An 18,866-nucleotide genomic window follows, 5' to 3' on the forward strand; every position below is an offset into this window, starting at 1 on the left:
TTTTTTAGTCGAAGGAGAAACGCGATGGTCGCTTGGGCTGACTACAAGGCAGAGGCGCAATCGCGCGGCGCGCTGGCACTGGAACTTTATGTTGCCGTGTCCACTCCGGTCAAAGAACCGCAAGACGTCAAAGCGGCCCTGCCTGATCATTTGGCCTATCAGGCGGAACTTGAGCGGGCAGGTTCCTTGGCATTTGCTGGGCCCATGTCAGATGACAGCGGTGATCATATGCAGGGAACCGGGATGATCATCTATCGCGCGGAAAGCCTTGCAGACGCGCGGGCGCTTGCGGATGCCGATCCGATGCATGTAGCTGGTGCACGAAGCTATGTCATGAAACGTTGGTTAATCAACGAAGGATCTTTTAACGTGGCGGTTGGTCTATCTACGAAACACGTCACCCTGACCTAGGAGATCACTGCATGAATATGCTGGATGGCACGAGCAGCACGGAAACATCTGCAACGCGGGCAGCCTATCTGTCATTGCGAGACATGATCCTTGTGGGAAAGCTTCCGGCAGGCGAGAAACTGAAGATCGAACAGTTGCGCAAATTGCTGGATACCGGTGCCTCTCCCGTCCGAGAGGCGCTGAGCCTGCTGACGTCGGACATGCTGGTTGAACGTATTGACCAACGGGGTTTTCGTGCCGCCCCTGCGAGCCTAGCCAATTTTGAGGAAATCCTGACCCTGCGCTGCACGCTAGAGGATATGGCCCTGCGTCGGTCGATCGCGCATGCCACGGCCGCATGGGAAGAGCGCCTTGTCTTGGCGCACCACCGCATGAAACGGGTTGCAGGAACGGACGCCTTTGAAGAGGCACACAAGTTGTTCCACATGACACTGCTCAGCAACGCGCAATCGCCTATGCTGGAAAGGTATTGCAGCCAGCTTTATGACCTGAATATCCGCTATCGCTATCTGGCGGCAGGCGGGGCGCGCTACCAAAGTCGGGATATTGCGGCCGAACATGTCAGCATTTTGGATGCCGCCGTGCAGCGTGACGCTGATACGGCGTCTATCGCTCTTCTGCATCACTACCGCCTAACTGGTGAGTATCTGTCTACCCAGCTCGCTGATCTTTAGTTTTGCCGATATAAAATAATCATTTGTAAAAATATCGATATTATGAAAGGATTTTCGCAAGTAGCGGAGTAAGCCCTGTGCAGCGCAATCGATTCCTTGGCGATATCCTATCGACCCTGCTTGATCGCAGTGGCGTGCTGCGCAGTACCAACGATACCCGTGATATATTCGCGCTGTGTCACGCGCTCCTGTCCGCAGAAGGCACAGTGTCTGGGCATACGCTCGCCGCGACCGTTCTGGATCGCTATCAATCACTGACGCTTGATGAAAAACGCGCGTTTTTTAAGTTTCTGAACGAAGAATTGGATATCAACCCAACTGCGCTGATGGACCTCGCACAGATTTATGCGGACACGCCGACGCCAGAGGCGTTCAAGTCCCTGTCTCAGGCAGCCGAGCCGCGACGCCAGGAACTCCTGCGGCGCCTCAATCAGCCAATCGGTGCCACAGCCGCCATCGTTGCGATGCGTGTTGATTTGCTAAACATCATGAAGACGGCACCTGAACTGGCGCGCACAGATTATGATTTCGTGCACCTGCTGCGCAGTTGGTTCAACCGCGGCTTTCTGGTGCTCAAAGCGATCGATTGGGACACACCAGCGCGCATTCTTGACAAGATCGTCGCCTATGAGGCCGTGCATCAGATTGATGACTGGGATGACCTGCGCAGGCGTTTGTATCCGCAAGACCGACATTGCTTTGCGTTCTTTCACCCAGCCATGCCGGATGAACCGCTGATTTTTGTTGAAGTCGCGCTGACGAAAACCATCCCGACCAAAATCACGGATGTCTTATCAGAACAAAGGCCCCCATTAGCAGTTGAAGATGCAAAGGTTGGCGTCTTTTATTCGATTTCCAACTGCCAAAAAGGGCTTGCCGGGATCAGCTTTGGCAATTTGCTGATCAAACAGGTAGTGGCTGAACTATCACAAATGTTTCCGCACCTTGACGAATTTGTCACCCTGTCCCCGATACCCGGTCTGAACCGCTGGTTGGCGACACAAACAGACGATCCTGATCACGGTCATATCGCCACCGCGATCCTGGATCAAAGCGCTGCACCCAAAGATATCCGCGCTATGGCCGCCCGGTATTTGCTGACGGCCAAACGCGATGATGGGATGCCCGTTGATCCGGTCGCGCGGTTTCACCTTGGCAATGGCGCGGCGGTCTTCGACGTTCACGCTGACGCCGACCCATCTGAGAACGGTCTCAAGCAATCAAGCGGTGCGATGGTGAACTATCATTACGATCTCTCTCAAACCCAGCGGCACCACGAGGATTTCGCCTTGAAGTCCATCGTAACCGCTGCAAAATCCGCGCAAAGCCTATCCACGGCTGCACTCTCGCGAAAACCCAAGGAAACGTCATCGTGACGAATACACTTTATGACGCGCTCTTCGCGCGGCATGCCCAGAACAGCGCAATCTTTATCACTCAGGACGACGGCACCAACGTGACCTATGCCGCCTTTGTAGCGCGCATTGCACAACTGGCACATGTTTTGACAGGCGCAGGTGTCAGGCCGGGGGACCGGGTCGTGGTGCAGGCACCCAAGCTCACCGATACCATTGCCCTTTACGGTGCAACCCTTCAGGTGGGGGCTGTCTATCTGCCCTTGAACACGGCCTATACACAAAGTGAGTTGGATTATTTCATCACTGACGCCGCACCGGCCCTTGTCGTGTGCGATGCGCGCGTTGAAGCCGAGATTGCCGGTATTGCTGGCCAAACCCCCGTTTTAACGCTCGCCACGGATGGGACCGGATCATTATCGGTGCAGGCACATGACCGGCCCACGACCTTTCGAACTGTGGTACGCGGCCCTGATGATCTGGCCGCCTTGCTTTATACATCGGGCACGACCGGGCGATCAAAGGGGGCAATGCTGAGCCACAAGAACCTGCTTTCAAATGCGCAAACGCTGACGGATCTGTGGCAAATCACCGATGCTGACCGTCTGATCCATGCCCTGCCAATTTTTCATACCCATGGATTGTTCGTCGCGCTGAACACCGCGTTTTTGGCCGGTGCGCAGGTGCGGTTGATGGCCGCGTTTGATGTCGACAGTATCCTGCAAGAGCTGCCATCATCCACGCTGCTGATGGGCGTGCCCACATTTTACACCCGTCTGCTGAATGATACGCGCTTCACCGGTGATCTGGTCAAGAATATGCGGTTGTTTGTGTCAGGCTCTGCCCCGCTTTTGGCTGAGACGCATACAGCATTTGAGGCGCGGACCGGCCACCGTATCCTTGAACGCTATGGGATGACCGAAACCAATATGATCACGTCCAACCCGTATGATGGCGAACGTGTGGCTGGCACTGTTGGATATCCACTCCCCGGCACGCAAGTACGGATCACCGATAACGGTGCTCCTGTTGCCGCAGGAGAAGTGGGCATGATCGAAGTGCGCGGCGACAATGTGTTCCAAGGCTATTGGAACATGCCCGAAAAGACGGCGGAAGAACTGCGCGCGGACGGTTTCTTCATTACAGGCGATCTGGGTATACAAACCGAAGATGGACGCATTTCCATCGTTGGACGTCAGAAGGACCTTATTATTTCGGGTGGCTACAATATCTATCCAAAAGAAATCGAAGATGTGATCAACGATATCGACGGCGTGCTGGAAAGTGCTGTCTTTGGTATCCCCCATCCTGACTTCGGGGAATCTGTCCTGGCTTCAGTGGTGCTAGATAATGATGACGTCACCGCAGATAGCATTGCGTCGCAGGTTGCACCGCTGCTTGCGCGGTTCAAACACCCGCGTCGCTATATTTTAACAGATGCGCTGCCGCGCAATGCGATGGGTAAGGTGCAGAAAAACGTCCTGCGCGCCGCGCATAGCGCAAAGGCTTGACCTAGCGGTCGGGAATACCCTTGCCACCACCTGACTGTGTGACGCCATCGATCAAGACGAACATCATCGTGCAAGGCTCTGTGCCGCGGTTTGCCCAAGCGTGGTTGGTGCCGCGTTGCACAACGACATCCCCAGCTTTTAACAGCACATCGTCTTCTTCGTTATCCATCAGCATCCATATTTCGCCATTCATAACGATGCCATAGTCAACGCTGTCCGTGCGGTGCATCCACGGGTGCCGCCCGCCTTGCACAACATTTGCGCCCGCGCCCATTTCGGCAAAGGCGGCGGCCCCGTCTTCGCTGGACAACCGGGCCATCACCTCTGGGTCTTCGGGCATGAATTCCACACAGCGAAAGACAGACCCATTGGTCGGAGGATGCAGGATAAAATCCCCGGTGCAGGTCTCAGTCGGGCCATCATATTCGGCGGGTGTTTGGTCGGTGAGCCAAAAGTTGGTCAGACGCACACCGGGACGGTTGGGCCGTTCAAGGATTTGACTGGCGATTTGGTCACTTTCGATGATGGCTACGCCTTTGTCGTCATGTCCGGTAACAACGCGGCGGTATTGCTTGTGGGTCATGGTGTTGCCTCATCTTGGGTTGTTGGTTGGGTGCGGCTGACAAAGATGACGCCTGCAAAAAGGATCAGACCGATCACAGCACTGATCAAGCCTTGGAATAACAGGCAGAGGCCTGCGATCGCCATGATCATCCGTAAAAGTGGTGACAGGGATGCGTTCAAACATCCAATGATTGCCACAGCAATCGCAAAGGTGCCGATGGCTGCTGTGAGGACTGCGGCCGCATTCTCAAGCAGTGTGCCGGCCATTAACAGGCCAGGACCATAAACAAACGCAAAGGGTAAAACGAATGAGGTCGCGGCATAGGCCGCAGCCGTCCAGCCGACCTTGTTCACATTCGCCCCCGCGATACCACCCGCGACGTAAGACGCCAGCGCCACTGGTGGGGTGATGGTCGAAATGCAACCGTAATAGAACACAAAGAAATGCGCCGTCAGAACCGGGACACCCAATTTCACCAGCGCAGGTGCCACGACCGTCGCCAAGATCAGATAGGCCGCCGTCGTGGGTAGCCCCATACCCAGAATAATCGATGTCACCATCGTAAAGAACAGTGCCAGAAACAAATACCCGCCCGACGCCACATCAATCAGCGTGGCAATCTTGGACCCCAGACCGGTGACCCCAAGGACGCCCGCGATAATACCTGCCGCAGCACAAGCCGCCGAGATCGTGACAACAGAACGCGCACCCTCGGACACGCTGGTCGCAAGTTTGGCGAAAAAGGCCGCGTCCACTTTGCGGTTCCAGACGATATCCCCGGCAATCAGCACTCCCATCGCCCAAAGCGACGCCATGAAAGGTGAGTATCCCAACAGCATCATGGCGATCAGGGTGCCAAACGCCGCGATGAACGGGCCGCCGTCCAACAGTACTTTCCAGAGTGGCGCGTCACTGCCCGACAGATCAGCCGTATTTGGCATGATGCCCGACTTGACCGCTTGCAAATGCACAACCATGAAAGCCGAGCTGAAGAACAACAGCGCCGGAACAATCGCCGCCAGCATTATGGCTGTGTAGGGAACTCCCACAATCTCGGCCATGATAAAGGCTGCAGCCCCCATGACAGGCGGCATAATCTGCCCACCCGTAGAGGCCACAGCCTCAATCGCGGCGGCCTGATGTGGCTGATACCCTTCGCGTTTCATGATCGGGATCGTCACGGTGCCCGTGACCGCCACATTGCCCGCGGCAGAGCCGCTGACCATACCAATCAATGTGGAAAACAGGACCGCCGACTTTGCAGACGCCGCCCGCAAGCCGCGCGTGCAGCGGTTGGATAGTTCAAAAAAGAAATCGCCCGCACCAAAGTTGGACAGAAGCGCGCCAAAAATCGTGAAAACGATAATATAGGTTGCCGCCACGCCAACAGGGATCCCATAGATGCCTTGGGTATCAGTTGTCAGCACCAAGACGATCCGCTGCAACGTGGCCCCGCGCCCTTCCAAGACACCGGGCAGGTAGGGGGCGATGAAAGGGTAAAGGAAGAAGACAAAGGTGATGCCGGCGAGGATCCAACCGATGCCGCGCCGTGCCGCTTCAAACACCACGGCTAGCAAGACAATACCGGCAAGGTAATCCATATCGGTGGTGATGCCGCCGCTAAAGGCAATCGCCTTCCAGCGTGTCAAAAGATGTGCACTTGCCGCGACAGTTGCCACAACCAGCAGGCCTGACAGCACCGCATTCAACCGCGTGCCCGCCAGTTTTTCACTGGTCGGTTTGATGACAAACAGCAAGGATAAGGCAAGCATCAAATGCGTCACACGCATCGGCATGGTCGAAATTGCGATAACGCCTGATACGACCATCAGATGATAAGCGCCAAGGGCGAGACCCGCCAAAAAGACCGCATTTTTTAGGGTAAGTTTACCCATCAGTCCCGACATCCCGGCCCACCCTTCAGACGAAAAAGGGGCCCGCAATGGGCCCCAAATCTTGTTTAGTTCGCGTCGAAATAAGCCTGCGCACCGGCGTGCAGCGGAATAGCCAATTGCGTAGACATCGCAGGATCAATCTGGCGCGCATTTGCGTTTTCGGCCTGAAGCTCTGGCAGATTGTCAAAGATCGCACGGGTCACAGCCTCGACCGTGGCGGCATCCAGTGAATTTGGGGCAACAAGCATGTTGTTCACACCAATCACAGTCCCACCCTCGGCTGTGCCATAGACATCTGCTGCAATTTCAACCGGGACATAGGCCCCATTCGCGTCCAACGCCGCATCAAGCATGCCTTCGGAGAATGAGATGAACCGCAAATCAGCACCGGCAGTCGCCTGCATCACCGCACCTGCCGGGTAACCGGACAAGGCCAGCGCAGCATCGACGGTGCCGTCAGTCAACTGACTGAAACCATCTGAATAGGACACAAAGCTTGGTGTGATGTCTTCAATGTCCATATCATGCAGCGGCATCAGAAAGTTGATAAAACCCAAGGTCCCGCCACCCGCCGGACCGACGGCCACGCGTTTGCCTGCAAGGTCTTCGAATGTCTGAATGTCGCTGTCTGCCAGCACCATCATGTGCAACACGGACGGGTGCAGTGCCGCGACAGCGCCAATATCAATCGGACCAGCAGCCGTGTAAGGCCCCTTACCGGCCACGGCCAGAACGGCAAGGTTGTTGTTTGTAATCGCAATCTCAACCTCGCCAGTGGCGATCAGGTTGGGGTTCTGAACGGATCCACCTGTCACAATCGGCACCATTGAGATGTCGTTGCCCGCATGCGCATTCACAACGTTAGAAATGCTCTGTCCCATTGGGTAAAAGGCGCCGCCAAGCGATGCGGTTCCGATCCGAAGTTCCTCTGCTCCGGCGGTTGCCGCACAAGAGACAAGCGCCATAACGCCGAGCGCGCGTTTGATTGGGTTTAACATCGATTCCTCCCTCATTTCAGTGGCAAGGATAACGAAGTCAGCCAATAAAGCTATATAAAAATCGATATTAAATAGAAAAGGCAAATAATATCACTAAAACCACGACGCTGAGCAGAGCGGTGGAACAGGATCGCCCAAAAGAGCTTCCAGCCTCGTTTAACTTGATAACAGTGTCAGACGGTGGGACGATGCCGTTGTTGCTGCAATGATTGGCCTTGATAGAACATTGTTGCGCCCAGCGCGGTGCCTGACGCTCAGGATAGACGCAGTTTACAAACGGAGAGTTAAATGAACCGTAGTTTCATAACCGCAATTGTGATCACCGGATGCGCAAGTATCGCACATGCTCAGACCGACGACAGATTGTCTGAAATCAGCGGGTTCTTCGCATCGGCGGATGTGATTTCCGGGCCAGAGATTGTTGACTGCACCCTGTCCGGCGGGACCGAAACATCTTGTTTTTCGATCACGCTTGGCGGGGACCCATTGGATTATACGCCGGGGCCATGGTGCCCGACCAACATTTCGGATGGCGCAGATGCCGGCGGCATCTGGCTGGAAAACGGTGAAGTTTACGACGTAGATGGTGACTTCATCGCCAACCTTGCCGAATTCTATGGCGACAGCAATTGGCAGCTTTTTGATGAAGAAACCGGGGAGGTGCGCTTCACCGGCTCGCTGGAAGCTTGCGAAGCTGCAGCACGGCCTGACGTGGCCGAAGAATACCAAAATTACTGTGTTCAATGCTTGCCAGAATATATCTCCGAGGACTCAACATTGACATATGTGATCCCTCTGGAACCCGTCGCCTCTGATCGCCCAACAGAGACGCGGATGTCAGGTTCTGGCGTTGCATATAATGGGGTCCGGTTTGACGCCCCGGCACCGGTTGATGCAATCCTCAGCGCCTATACGATTGCGGCGTTTGATGATTGTGGTGGGCATGTGAACCCGTTTGTGGGCTATCATTATCACGCCGTAACTGATTGTCTGGAAAACAGCCCGGCACCGGTTGAGAACGACAGCCTGGGCGCGCCCATTGGTATCGCTATGGACGGCCACCTGATCTATCCGCATTTGCTGGCTGATGGGTCACATCCTACGGACCTCGACGCCTGCAATGGTCATTTGAATGCGGATGGCAGCTATTATTATCATGCAGGGGCGGCAGGCTCTAACGCCATCCTTGGCTGCCTTGCAGCAGAGGCCGGGTGCATGCTGGAAGACGAGGACGGTGTTTGCGATGCATCGGCGCGTATACCACGCCCATAAGTCCCGCGATCGCCACAACCCTCGTTCTGTCAATCAGGGATGATCCGCCGATAGCCCGTCTTGACTACTTATTTCCTTTGCAGGAATGTACGAACCTCTTCGCGCCGGCCTCGTGTCTGTCATATCGACCCACGCCACCCTTTTAGGGTGGGGGATGTCAACATGCTCTGGCGAGGACGTCGGAAGGTTTGGCACCGGTGTCGCGATAGAGCGGATCGGAGAAACAACGCAGTCATCTTTGCAGCTGAAATTCGAACGCCAGTTCTATAAACACGAAATGCGCCAATGGCCGAGGACAGCAGTCACTGCCATCGTGTCTCTTTTGCCTCACGCACTGAATTGCAAGACCTTTGCCCTTTTCTTTGGACATGTTAGCGGTTTGAATACTGCATACCGAACAGAGCAAAGAAGGCAAGCGCGGATCTATTATGAAGCTGATTGTACAGATCCCCTGCCTTAACGAGGAGGCAAACCTCGCGCAGGTGATTGCCGATATTCCTGATACCATCCCAGGGATCACGACAATCGAGACGCAAATCATTGATGATGGTTCAACCGACCAGACTGTAGCTATCGCCGAGCAATTGGGCGTGACCTATATTTTGCGGAACAGATCCACCCGTGGGCTCGCCTATAGTTTTCAGATCGGCATTGAAAACGCGCTTCTGCAAGGGGCTGATATTATCGTGAATACGGATGGGGATCACCAGTATGACAGCGCCAATATCGCCGACCTTGTAAAACCAATTGTCGCGAATAAAGCCGATATCGTTTTGGGCGACAGGCAGCCGTCGAAAAACCTTACGTTTTCGCCTATCAAACGCGGGCTGCAACGCCTTGGCAGCTATGTCGTCAGCAATCTGGCAAAGGTGGATATTTCTGACGCGGTTTCCGGCTTTCGTGCCTACTCGCGCGAGGCAGCCCTCGGTATCAATGTCATGACCCGCTTTAGTTATACCACTGAAACGCTGATCCATGCCGGACAGCAAGGGTTCACCATTACATCTGTTGTCGTCAACACCAATCCGACAGAACGCCCATCCCGTCTGTTTTCGTCAATGCGTTCTTTCATATCCAAGCAGGCGGCCACAATTCTGCGCAGCTATGTCATGTACCGTCCGCTCAACGCATTTCTGTCTTTGGGGGCAGTGATGATCGGCATCGGGTTGATCCCTATTTTGCGGTTTCTCTATCTCTTTTTGGCTGGTGAAGGTGAGGGAAATATTCAATCGCTCGTCTTGGGCGGTGTTTTTCTGCTGGCGGGATATATCACCGTCATTCTAGCCTTGCTCAGCGATACGATCGCTACAAACCGGCAACTTCTGGAGCGCGTTCTGCGGAGGGTTCGTGCCATTGAAATGGCGCAAGACACATCCGAACAACCCGTCACAAAGAAACGGAAGGCCAAACAGGCATGATCAAGAACCGTTCCCTGTTATGCGCATATCTTTGTGCGTTCTTTGGTGCTGTCATCTATGCACTCTTGGCCTTTGGCATCATCTTGCCGCAGCCCTATGGGGTGTTCGGCACCGATATATATGACGCCTATTTTTACCGGCTTCTTGAGGGACGTTTCGATCTGCCGTTGCGGATGTTGACTTTTGAAGGGCATTACGCCTCTGACGGCACAGGCATGCTTTATCATGGTGTTGCGCCGCTCCTGACGCGCGCTGTGCTGTATCCGTTTGTAACCCTGCATACATTTCCAACGGCGGCACTTTCGATTTGGTTGTGGTCGGCGACCGGTGCTGCAATTTATCACGCAATCACTTATAAAGTCATAAGCAAATACGCTGGCCCGATATCGCTTGGGTGGTCAATTTTTATCGCTATCGCCGTTTGGATCGCGGCACCCGGACTTTTCCTTAGCAGTACGATAGTGCTTTATCACGAACCGTTCAGTATCGCCTTCGCCGCGACGGCAGGAACTGTGTACATTCTGATCTGCGTTGCTTTGTTTGATATGCCAATGCGGCGCGCTTTGATCCCACTTGCTCTTCTAGCGGCATTGCTACTGCATACCCGCCCGCATGTGGCGGTGGGTGCATATGCGGGTATCGTTGTCCTGATTGGTCTTGCCCTGCGATACGATGCGAGGCGTGCTGTTCTTCCTGTGGCGGCCAGCCTTGTTCTCTTGGGGGCAATTGGGCTGTCATTTCTGGAATTGAATAAGGCCCGTTTTGGATCAGCGACGCAATTCCATGGTCAAATTGATGAAGAAAATCCAGAAGACGTTATTGAATATGGGCCTGTCTTTTTCGGTACAGATTACATTGTCACTGGACGCGGTGTTGTGTTCAAGGAACATGGCCGTTTCCATCCATGGCGGATTATCCCAAATGGGCTGCTTTATGCCCTTGATACACCATTTTTCTATGATGAAATCGACACGTTACATACCAAAGCAACTATAGCAGTCTCAGGTCAGGGTCATATCGAATTCCCGCGTTTTGGGATGATTCATGTCTGGCCAGTCTGGCTTTTTGCGGCGCTCATAGGCATGGGCCTTTCTCGGCCAAGGATCACCGGTGGTATGAGGGCTTTGCCAGTTCTGGCCGTCACAACCATCGCCGCTCTTTTTATTCTAAGCTATCCAACGGTTACCCTTCGTTACAGGTTCGAAGTCTGGCCACTCTTGGTGACGCTTGCCCTGTTAAGTTTTCCAGGATGCGTCAATCGATTTGGAACAGGCTTTTTGAAGTCGCAGCGTGTCATCGGCCTTAGCTATGTCGTACTTGTGACATCACTCATATTTGCAATGGCAGTATCGTACATTCTGGTGAGAAGCTATCGGGCCATTCCCGGAGCGGTTTACGAGCCATGGAGCATGGAGTTCTGCGCCGAAAGAATAGCACATAAGGCGTTTTCACCCGATGATATCGACCGCCTTTGCACCAGCCCCGACAGCGTCTTCCAGGAATGGGAAGACAGGCGTGACACCCCGGATGCCTAAGGCTGGCACTCGCGATGGCTTAAAGCGTCTTGGGTTTTGGGTCGGGCGGGCAATGACTGTTTTGGGTCTTGGGTTTGTCGCGTGGATGCTTTGGTCACAATGGGGCCAGATCAACGCACGCGAGCCGGTAACGTTTCATTTGGCTTTGGGTACTGTGTGCCTTGCGATAGCCTATGCTGCGATGATGGTGCTGCAGGCATTAAACTGGACGACAATCCTGTTCACGCTCCTTCCTGATCCAGCGCCGCGGGCGCATTTGTTCTTGTCCTATACGAAATCTCAAGTCGCCAAATACCTGCCCGGCAACGTCATGCATCTGGCCAGCCGCCATCTTTATCTGCGCGAATTGGGCCTGCCACATCTGCCATTAGCCAAGGCTTCTTTGTGTGAAATGGTCCTGCAACCGGTCCATGCTGCCATAACAATCTGCCTGATTGCCGTGTTCATGTCAGGTTTGACGGTCGCCGGATGGGATGTCAGCGGTCTGGCCCCCTATGCTCTTGCCGGGCTGGTCGTGATCAGCTTTGGTCTCATCTATTGGCTATGCAAACCCTTGATCTGGGCCGCATCGCTGGTCATCGTGCGTGGTATTGTTTTCATGCTAAGCTTGGGAACGATCTTTGCCTTGACCCTCCAATTGGTCAGCGCGGATTTTGTCGGCTTTGCTGTGCCGGTTTCAATCATCGCTTGGCTGATCGGTTTTCTGACACCGGGTGTGCCTGGGGGGATTGGCGTACGTGAAGCTGCAATGATCGCCTTGCTAACCGGCCCTTTGCCTGCCGACGACGTATTGATTGCAGTGATTGTATTCCGTTTTGTGACAACCATCGGGGATCTGCTGATATATCTGGCCGGAAATCTATTTGCGGCCTATATGATGCCGCCAAAATCTGCGGAGTAGGCGAAGCTGGCGTATTCTTGTCACAACGTCACTTTTCCGTTGCAGAGACGGTCACAACCTGTTTGCAGCCCTGTTTTTAACACGCGTATGAATAGCATTATGCGTCTGCTCTTTCTGCCCTTCTTTCTCGCCTCATCCTTGCTTTGCGCCCCTTATGCTTTGGCACAGGATGCAGTGTTGACGACGCCAGAGCTTACTGAAGCAGGTGAAGCCTATCTTGATGCGGTGTCGCGTCAGCGCATTGACAGCGATGTAGTCTACTTTGATCCAACCGCAGAGGCACCCGCCCTAACAACACAAGAACAGCTGGCCGCGCTCGAAGAGCCGGATCGCGGTTCCCCAAACTTGAATGCCCCACGACAGGCCTGGCCCTATGGCTTGGTTGCGGCGATCATTCTGATCGCAATCATTCTTGTCTTCGCCCGGTTTGGCGGGAATATGGGGATCATGCTGCAACCCTCATCCGACAACCCGCATGCCGCGCGCAGAGGGCCAAGACACGCGCGGACCTCTGCGGCAGACATCCAACCCCGCAACCTGTCTGAAATCACGGGCATGGCGGATCGGCGCACAGCCCTGGTGGCACTGGCGCAGAACGCGTTGCGCAAGGCGGTCACGGCCAATGGTCTGCTGCTACGCCAAAGCTGGACCGACCGCGAGGCGCTGCGCCGCCTTCCCGCGGATCAGCGCCACCTGACTGCCCTGCGCGAATTGATCCGCGCCAGTGAACGTGTCCAATTCGGCGGTCGCGATGTGACAGAGCCTGAGTTTGCCCATCACGTCACACAGATCACACCCCTCTTTCGCGAGTTGGCATCATGAGCGAAACAGCACCCACCCCAGAAACGGCAAAGCAACGCCCGGAACTGATCCTGATCGCCATCTTTGTCGTGATCGGCCTCGCCGTGCTGTTCTATTTTTCCAGCCAGCAACAACAGCAATTGCGCAGTTCAGCGTCCGGGATGGATGGTCTACAGGTTTGGCTGAAATCCGAAGGGCATGACGCACAAAGCTTTGCCGGTGGTTGGACAATTAACGCTGAAACGCTGGGTCTGCTGATCACCCCACTTTATGACACCGATATCGATGATGACCGCACACCGCCCAGCACCAAGGAAGAGCTGCTGTTCCAACAGGACGAGTTTGACCTTTGGACCTGGCAAATTCAGGACCGCGCGGCGTTGGTACAAACCATGGTCGTGCTGCCCAAATGGCGCAGTGGTGTGCGGCTTACCGGCCTCAGCCATCCGGCTTTGCTGGTGGATCGCAACCGGACACAAGCGACGCTTGAGCGCATTGCTGGAAACGACATCGGTGCTGTTGGCCATATTCCGCAACCGTTCAGTGATTTCACCTATCAAACGCCGGAAGGCGACCGCCTGACGGCGCGGTTCTATGTGGCGCAGGTATTTGAAGGGCGTGGATGCGATCCGATTATTGGTGATGTCGGTGAGATGATCTTAGGTTTCTGCACTGTAGACGGTACGGGCGATGATATTCTGGTTCTCTCTGACCCTGATCTTTTGAACAACCACGGTCTACGTTTGGGCCAAAACGCCCGGATTGCCGAAAGCCTGCTGCCACAACTGGCGCAGGATGGCCGCATCCTGATCGATTACAGCCAAGATATCTGGATCACCCAAGAACGAGAGGTCGTGCAGCATGAGCGCAGCTGGTCTGACTTCCTGCGCTATTTTGACTATCCTTTCTCGGTTCTGTGGGGTGGTGGTCTGATCCTGATCCTGATCACCTTTTGGCGCGCAGGTCTGCGGTATGGCCCGATTGTTGATGCGGTCTCAAAACTCAGCGCGCGTAAAGGGCAGGCGATCAGCGCACGCGCCAAGCTGATGCGCATGACCGGGCAGGATGGTGCTTTGCTTGATGACTATGTCACGGCACGGATGAGCGCAGTAAGCAGTGCGCTTTTCGGCCCTGTGATCTCCGGCGCGGCAACTAAGGAACAAGCCTACCTCAAGCATATGAAACGCCTGAACCCGAGTTTGACAGATAAACTCACCGAGCTGTTGGACGAAATGCGCGACCTGCCGCCCCATCTGCCGGCCTCTGCCGCCATTTCCTATGTCGAAGCCTTTGAACTTACTTTGGAGCAACTTGCCCATGACACTTGAAACACTCAGCGCCCGCGCAGACGCCTTGCGCGCCGAGATCGGCAAAACCGTGAAAGGGCAGGAAGAGATCATTGATCTTTTGCTGGTCGCCCTTTTTGCGCGCGGTCATGTCTTGCTAGAGGGACCACCGGGAACCGCCAAGACCCTGCTGGCGCGCAGTTTTGCGGCAGCCTTTGATCTGGAGTTTGGACGCATCCAGTTTACACCAGACCTGATGCCGGGTGATGTGTTGGGCACCTCGATCTTCAACTTCCAGACCAATGATTTCACGCTGACCAAAGGGCCGGTGTTCAGTCAGGTCTTGCTGGCAGATGAAATCAACCGCGCACCCCCGAAATCGCAAGCAGCCCTGTTGCAAGCGATGAATGAACGTATGGTCAGCATTGATGGCACCGATCACTCATTGGGTGACGAATTCCTTGTGGTTGCGACCCAGAACCCCATCGAACAGCAAGGCACCTACCCGCTGCCCGAAGCGCAGTTGGACCGTTTCCTGTTCAAACTGGTGGTGGATTTCCCGCCGCAGGATATCGAAATGGCGATCCTGCAAGCCCACGCGGCAGAACCGATTGAAACGCGCGCCACGATGGATGCCCAAGACAAAGTCATGGATGCGACGATCCTTGCAGAATGCCGCACGATCATCGATGGCATCATTCTGCAGGATGACATCCTTGCCTATATTCTGCGACTGGTGCGTGCGACACGAGAGAACAACGAGATTTCTTATGGCGCATCTACCCGTGCCGCTGATGCAATTGCCAGCGCAGCGCGGGCGACCGCCGCATTGGCAGGCCGTGACTTCGCGATCCCTGACGATGTGAAGGGCCTGTTTGTCCCCGCCTTGCGTCACCGCATCGTGCTTGGCCCCACGGCAGAGATTGAAGGACGCGGGCCTGTCCAGATCCTTGAAAACATCCTTGATCAAGTAGAGGCCCCCCACTGATACGCCCATCGCGCAGATTGCTGACAGTCGGCGGGGCCGCCCTGCTGATCTCGATGTTGATCGCCTTTGTTGGCGATGCACCTGCCGCTGCTGCGGCAGCACTGTGGCTGGTATTGGGCATCGCTGTAATCGCTGATCTGGTGATGTCGCGCTCTGGGCGCAAAGAAATCACGGTCGATTACCCGTCAGAGGTGTTTGTGGGCGAAACGGTCGATCTGAAACTGACTGTCGGCAATGCCCCTGCAACACTTGTAGGTCAGATCGACTGGCCGGACGGCATCAGCGGGCAAAGCGACATCGCGTTCCAGACAGATGATCAGGGGACGGCGCGCGCCATCATACCCTGCCGCGCGGTGCGCCGGGGCGCTTGGACTTGTGAGCATCTGTGGCTGATGTGGACCTCGCATTGGGGTTTTTTTGAATATGTACCAAAGCTGACATTGGGCGCGGAATTGCGGATTGTGCCCAACATCAGGTTGGTCGAATCCGGGCAGATTACGACCTCGGTGAACTCAGCCCTCTTTGGCGTCAAAGAAAATCGCGCTGTTGGGGAGGGGTCGGAGTTCCACCAGTTGCAGGACTTTGTGCAAGGTATGGATGTGAAGAGCATCGACTGGAAACGGTCAGCCCGCAAACGATCTTTGGTCGCCAAAGAACTGCGTGCAGAGCGCAACCACCATGTCATCATCGCCCTGGATAACGGGTATCTGATGCGCGAGGAAATCGGCGGCATGCCCCGGATCGATCACGCTATCACAGCCGCCTTGGCGACCGCTTGGGCCGCGGCCATCGGTGGTGATCTGGTCGGCTTCTACTCTTACGACGTCCGCCCCCGTATTTTCTCGGCCCCCACGGCGGGCCGCAAAGCCTTTGCCCGCCTGCGCAGCCGTACCGCTGATCTTGACTATGTCAGCCGCGAGACGAACCACACGCTTGCGATGACAGAACTGAACGCACGCACACCGAAACGTAGCCTAATCATCATTTTCACCGATTTCGTCGATACCACATCGGCGGAACTTCTGATCGAAAACATCGGCATTCTCGCCCGCCGTCATCTGGTAATTTTTGTCACCATGCGCGACCCCGAACTGGAACAGATGGTGGCCAAAGCCCCAGAAAGTATGGACGGTGTTGCCGAACTGGTCGCTGCAAACCAATCCATCGATGAACGCCGTATCGTAATGGAACGTCTGACCCGCATGGGTGTTACTGTGGTTGATACAGAGCCGGGCAAAGTAACCGCAAAACTGATCTCGCATTACCTTGAAATCAAAGCAAAAGAGCTGATCTGATGGAAGAACCGACCGATCTTATTCGCTCTGCCCGGTTTCGCAAAGAACGCGAGGCGGATTGGTTGCGGCTTGAAGAACTGGCGACGAAAGCGGAAACGCAAGGCCTGCGCCGAATGAGCTTTGGCGAGGCGCGCGATCTGGCCGCCCTTTACCGCGAGGCGACGACATCGCTGGCGATTGCGCGGGAAATCTCGCTCGATAAGGGGCTGCTGTCGTATCTGGAGGCACTGACGGCCCGCGCCTATCTGTCGGTTTACGCACCGCAAGAAAGCGCGCGCGGTGTGATTGGCCGGTTCATGCGCAAAAGTGGGCCCATCGCTATGCGCAAATCATGGTTTTTTGTACTGCTGGGGTTTCTCAGCATGGGGCTGGGCGGTTTGGCGGGATACCTGCTCTACTTTGATGATCCGTCTTGGTTTTATGTGCTTATGCCCGGAGAACTTGCCGGTGGGCGTAGCCCGGACGCCACGACAGGTTATCTGCGGTCAGTGATCTATGACGACGACCCGGATGCATCGGGGTTAGGCGCTTTTGCGACTTATCTTTTTTCGCACAACACGCGGATTGCGATTTTTGTCTTTGGGCTGGGTGTGTTCCTTTGCGCCCCGGCGATCCTGCTGACCTTCTATAATGGTCTGATCATTGGCGTCTTTTTTGCGCTGCATGTGGACCGCGGCCTTGGGTGGGACCTGTTCGGCTGGCTCTCGATCCATGGCGTAACCGAGCTTTCGGCGATCTGCATCGCCTGCGGTGGTGGTATCCAATTGGGTGCAGCGGTGCTCTTCCCCGGACAAAGCACGCGAGCAGAAGCCTTGCGGATTGCAGGGCGGGATGCGGCAAAGTTGGCGATTGTTGCCGCACTTATGCTGGTGGCAGCGGCCTTTATCGAAGGGTACGGGCGCCAGCTCATCCAGGACCGCAATGCGCGGTTGATCATAGGCTGGACCATCGGTGGCCTTTGGCTGATGTGGTTCGTCCGTGGCGGAAGGGCGCAGGCATGAAACGGCAACGAAAGGCGAAAGCGCCAGCGCCAGCGCCTGACCCCAACGTGTTGTTGCCGCCCGAAGGCGTGCCTTTGCACTTGGCTGTCTCTGGTATGGGCGCGCGGTTTGGGGCGCAGATTACAGATATCTTGATCACAATGATCGGTGCCATTGCGTTGGTCGTCCTGCTTGCGGTGATGAACCTGACCTCGCCGCAAACGCTTTGGGCGATCTCTGCGCTGCTCTTTTTCATCATACGCATCCCTTATTACGTGCTGACGGAACTGGCATGGAACGGGCAGACCATCGGCAAACGCATGATGAAGATCAAAGTCGTTTCGCGCGATGGTCTGTCGCTCAGCGCGCATGCGCTGGTCGTGCGTAACCTGATGAAAGAGGCCGAGATATTCCTGCCTGGCACGCTCTTGCTGACATTGGACGCGGCATCGCCCGTCGCATCACTGATTTCGCTCGGGTGGATTGTAGGCACCATCATGGTGCCGCTACTAAACAAGCGGCGGCAACGTTTGGGTGACATGATTGCGGGCACCTATGTGATCGACCTGCCCACGCCGATCTTGTTGAAGGACCTTGCCCAGTCGGTACCAAAGCCTGTGAAAGACAAATTTGTGTTCCTGTCACACCAGTTGGACCACTATGGCGCTTTGGAACTACAAACGCTGGAGGATTTGCTGCGCGCGCAGGAAAACAGGCCAAGCATGCAAACCAATGCGCGTAACAAGGCCACACTCGATTCTGTGATCGCGAAAATCCGCAATAAGATCGGCTATGCTGATAAAGTGGCACCTGCAGATAGCGTCGCCTTTTTGCGCGCCTTCTATAACGCCCAGCGCGCGCATCTTGAGCAAAAGCAGCTTTTTGGGGAACGGCGGCAAGATAAGTTTCATGCCGATAAGGCCGAAAAAGACTGATGCATATTTGCTGCAATAGCGGACAGAGCCCAAGGCATTTCCGTCA

The 18,866-nt window shown here is 55.2% G+C and carries 17 protein-coding genes; 14 read left to right on the forward strand and 3 right to left on the reverse strand.

Features of this window, described 5'->3' with window-relative positions; translation table 11 throughout:
• Nucleotides 1–24 precede the first annotated feature (24 nt).
• From BC777_RS10270 to BC777_RS10285, 4 genes are all read left to right on the forward strand, one after another.
• Nucleotides 25–411, forward strand: coding sequence for a YciI family protein (locus tag BC777_RS10270; protein ID WP_100368111.1), 387 nt, complete (start codon nt 25–27; stop codon nt 409–411).
• Nucleotides 412–422: 11 nt separating this feature from the next.
• Nucleotides 423–1,085, forward strand: coding sequence for a GntR family transcriptional regulator (locus BC777_RS10275; protein ID WP_245834299.1), 663 nt, complete (start codon nt 423–425; stop codon nt 1,083–1,085).
• Nucleotides 1,086–1,162: 77 nt separating this feature from the next.
• The gene (locus BC777_RS10280) at nt 1,163–2,461 is read left to right on the forward strand and encodes a malonyl-CoA decarboxylase domain-containing protein (RefSeq protein WP_100368112.1); all 1,299 of its coding nucleotides are present in this window, start codon (nt 1,163–1,165) and stop codon (nt 2,459–2,461) included.
• Nucleotides 2,458–3,951 carry a malonate--CoA ligase gene (locus tag BC777_RS10285; protein ID WP_100368113.1) on the forward strand — a complete coding sequence of 498 codons (1,494 nt, stop codon included), beginning with the start codon at nt 2,458–2,460 and terminating at the stop codon, nt 3,949–3,951. The genes BC777_RS10280 and BC777_RS10285 overlap by 4 nt, the downstream gene beginning before the upstream one ends.
• 1 nt (nt 3,952) lies before the next feature.
• Here the strand turns inward: BC777_RS10285 and BC777_RS10290 are convergent, their stop codons facing one another.
• From BC777_RS10290 to BC777_RS10300, 3 genes are all read right to left on the reverse strand, one after another.
• Nucleotides 3,953–4,534: a cupin domain-containing protein gene (locus tag BC777_RS10290; RefSeq protein WP_110590635.1), complete on the reverse strand. Its 582-nt coding sequence runs from the start codon at nt 4,532–4,534 to the stop codon at nt 3,953–3,955.
• Nucleotides 4,531–6,411, reverse strand: a complete 1,881-nt coding sequence (locus tag BC777_RS10295; protein WP_100368809.1) for a TRAP transporter permease — start codon at nt 6,409–6,411, stop codon at nt 4,531–4,533. Before BC777_RS10295 ends, BC777_RS10290 begins: the two co-directional genes overlap by 4 nt.
• A 65-nt stretch (nt 6,412–6,476) precedes the next feature.
• The gene (locus tag BC777_RS10300) at nt 6,477–7,409 is read right to left on the reverse strand and encodes a TAXI family TRAP transporter solute-binding subunit (RefSeq protein WP_245834301.1); all 933 of its coding nucleotides are present in this window, start codon (nt 7,407–7,409) and stop codon (nt 6,477–6,479) included.
• A 288-nt stretch (nt 7,410–7,697) separates the two neighbouring features.
• Here BC777_RS10300 and BC777_RS10305 point away from each other — a divergent pair, with 288 nt between their 5' ends.
• The 10 genes from BC777_RS10305 to BC777_RS10350 all read left to right on the forward strand — a co-directional run bounded on the left by BC777_RS10305 (nt 7,698) and on the right by BC777_RS10350 (nt 18,820).
• Nucleotides 7,698–8,681 (forward strand): YHYH protein, encoded by a 984-nt coding sequence (locus tag BC777_RS10305; RefSeq protein ID WP_100368115.1) that lies wholly within the window; start codon nt 7,698–7,700, stop codon nt 8,679–8,681.
• A gap of 428 nt (nt 8,682–9,109) precedes the next feature.
• Nucleotides 9,110–10,099, forward strand: coding sequence for a glycosyltransferase family 2 protein (locus BC777_RS10310; protein ID WP_100368116.1), 990 nt, complete (start codon nt 9,110–9,112; stop codon nt 10,097–10,099).
• Nucleotides 10,096–11,634, forward strand: a complete 1,539-nt coding sequence (locus BC777_RS10315) for a hypothetical protein (RefSeq protein WP_100368117.1) — start codon at nt 10,096–10,098, stop codon at nt 11,632–11,634. The genes BC777_RS10310 and BC777_RS10315 overlap by 4 nt, the downstream gene beginning before the upstream one ends.
• Before the next feature lie 52 nt (nt 11,635–11,686).
• Nucleotides 11,687–12,535: a hypothetical protein gene (locus tag BC777_RS10320; RefSeq protein WP_133122541.1), complete on the forward strand. Its 849-nt coding sequence runs from the start codon at nt 11,687–11,689 to the stop codon at nt 12,533–12,535.
• Nucleotides 12,536–12,634: 99 nt separating this feature from the next.
• Nucleotides 12,635–13,357, forward strand: a complete 723-nt coding sequence (locus tag BC777_RS10325; protein ID WP_168769136.1) for a DUF4129 domain-containing protein — start codon at nt 12,635–12,637, stop codon at nt 13,355–13,357.
• The gene (locus tag BC777_RS10330; protein ID WP_100368120.1) at nt 13,354–14,664 is read left to right on the forward strand and encodes a hypothetical protein; all 1,311 of its coding nucleotides are present in this window, start codon (nt 13,354–13,356) and stop codon (nt 14,662–14,664) included. The genes BC777_RS10325 and BC777_RS10330 overlap by 4 nt, the downstream gene beginning before the upstream one ends.
• Nucleotides 14,654–15,610: an AAA family ATPase gene (locus BC777_RS10335; protein WP_100368121.1), complete on the forward strand. Its 957-nt coding sequence runs from the start codon at nt 14,654–14,656 to the stop codon at nt 15,608–15,610. The genes BC777_RS10330 and BC777_RS10335 overlap by 11 nt, the downstream gene beginning before the upstream one ends.
• 17 nt (nt 15,611–15,627) lie before the next feature.
• Entirely contained in the window at nt 15,628–16,905 is a 1,278-nt protein-coding gene (locus BC777_RS10340; protein ID WP_100368122.1) for a DUF58 domain-containing protein, read from the forward strand.
• Nucleotides 16,905–17,906, forward strand: a complete 1,002-nt coding sequence (locus tag BC777_RS10345) for a stage II sporulation protein M (RefSeq protein WP_100368123.1) — start codon at nt 16,905–16,907, stop codon at nt 17,904–17,906. Before BC777_RS10340 ends, BC777_RS10345 begins: the two co-directional genes overlap by 1 nt.
• A complete protein-coding gene (locus tag BC777_RS10350) occupies nt 17,903–18,820 on the forward strand; it encodes an RDD family protein (RefSeq protein ID WP_100368124.1) in 918 nt (305 codons plus the stop codon). The genes BC777_RS10345 and BC777_RS10350 overlap by 4 nt, the downstream gene beginning before the upstream one ends.
• Nucleotides 18,821–18,866: the final 46 nt, after the last annotated feature.

This window comes from Yoonia maricola (assembly GCF_002797915.1).
GTDB lineage: Bacteria > Pseudomonadota > Alphaproteobacteria > Rhodobacterales > Rhodobacteraceae > Yoonia > Yoonia maricola.

What these genes read in the sequence shown, in the direction of transcription:
- BC777_RS10270 (WP_100368111.1), top strand. Translation starts at nt 25, where the DNA reads ATGGTCGCTTGGGCTGACTACAAGGCAGAGGCGCAATCGCGCGGCGCG.
- BC777_RS10275 (WP_245834299.1), top strand. Translation starts at nt 423, where the DNA reads ATGAATATGCTGGATGGCACGAGCAGCACGGAAACATCTGCAACGCGG.
- BC777_RS10290 (WP_110590635.1), bottom strand. Translation starts at nt 4,534, where the DNA reads ATGACCCACAAGCAATACCGCCGCGTTGTTACCGGACATGACGACAAA.
- BC777_RS10295 (WP_100368809.1), bottom strand. Translation starts at nt 6,411, where the DNA reads ATGGGTAAACTTACCCTAAAAAATGCGGTCTTTTTGGCGGGTCTCGCC.
- BC777_RS10300 (WP_245834301.1), bottom strand. Translation starts at nt 7,409, where the DNA reads ATGTTAAACCCAATCAAACGCGCGCTCGGCGTTATGGCGCTTGTCTCT.
- BC777_RS10305 (WP_100368115.1), top strand. Translation starts at nt 7,698, where the DNA reads ATGAACCGTAGTTTCATAACCGCAATTGTGATCACCGGATGCGCAAGT.
- BC777_RS10310 (WP_100368116.1), top strand. Translation starts at nt 9,110, where the DNA reads ATGAAGCTGATTGTACAGATCCCCTGCCTTAACGAGGAGGCAAACCTC.
- BC777_RS10315 (WP_100368117.1), top strand. Translation starts at nt 10,096, where the DNA reads ATGATCAAGAACCGTTCCCTGTTATGCGCATATCTTTGTGCGTTCTTT.
- BC777_RS10320 (WP_133122541.1), top strand. Translation starts at nt 11,687, where the DNA reads ATGACTGTTTTGGGTCTTGGGTTTGTCGCGTGGATGCTTTGGTCACAA.
- BC777_RS10325 (WP_168769136.1), top strand. Translation starts at nt 12,635, where the DNA reads ATGCGTCTGCTCTTTCTGCCCTTCTTTCTCGCCTCATCCTTGCTTTGC.
- BC777_RS10330 (WP_100368120.1), top strand. Translation starts at nt 13,354, where the DNA reads ATGAGCGAAACAGCACCCACCCCAGAAACGGCAAAGCAACGCCCGGAA.
- BC777_RS10335 (WP_100368121.1), top strand. Translation starts at nt 14,654, where the DNA reads ATGACACTTGAAACACTCAGCGCCCGCGCAGACGCCTTGCGCGCCGAG.
- BC777_RS10345 (WP_100368123.1), top strand. Translation starts at nt 16,905, where the DNA reads ATGGAAGAACCGACCGATCTTATTCGCTCTGCCCGGTTTCGCAAAGAA.
- BC777_RS10350 (WP_100368124.1), top strand. Translation starts at nt 17,903, where the DNA reads ATGAAACGGCAACGAAAGGCGAAAGCGCCAGCGCCAGCGCCTGACCCC.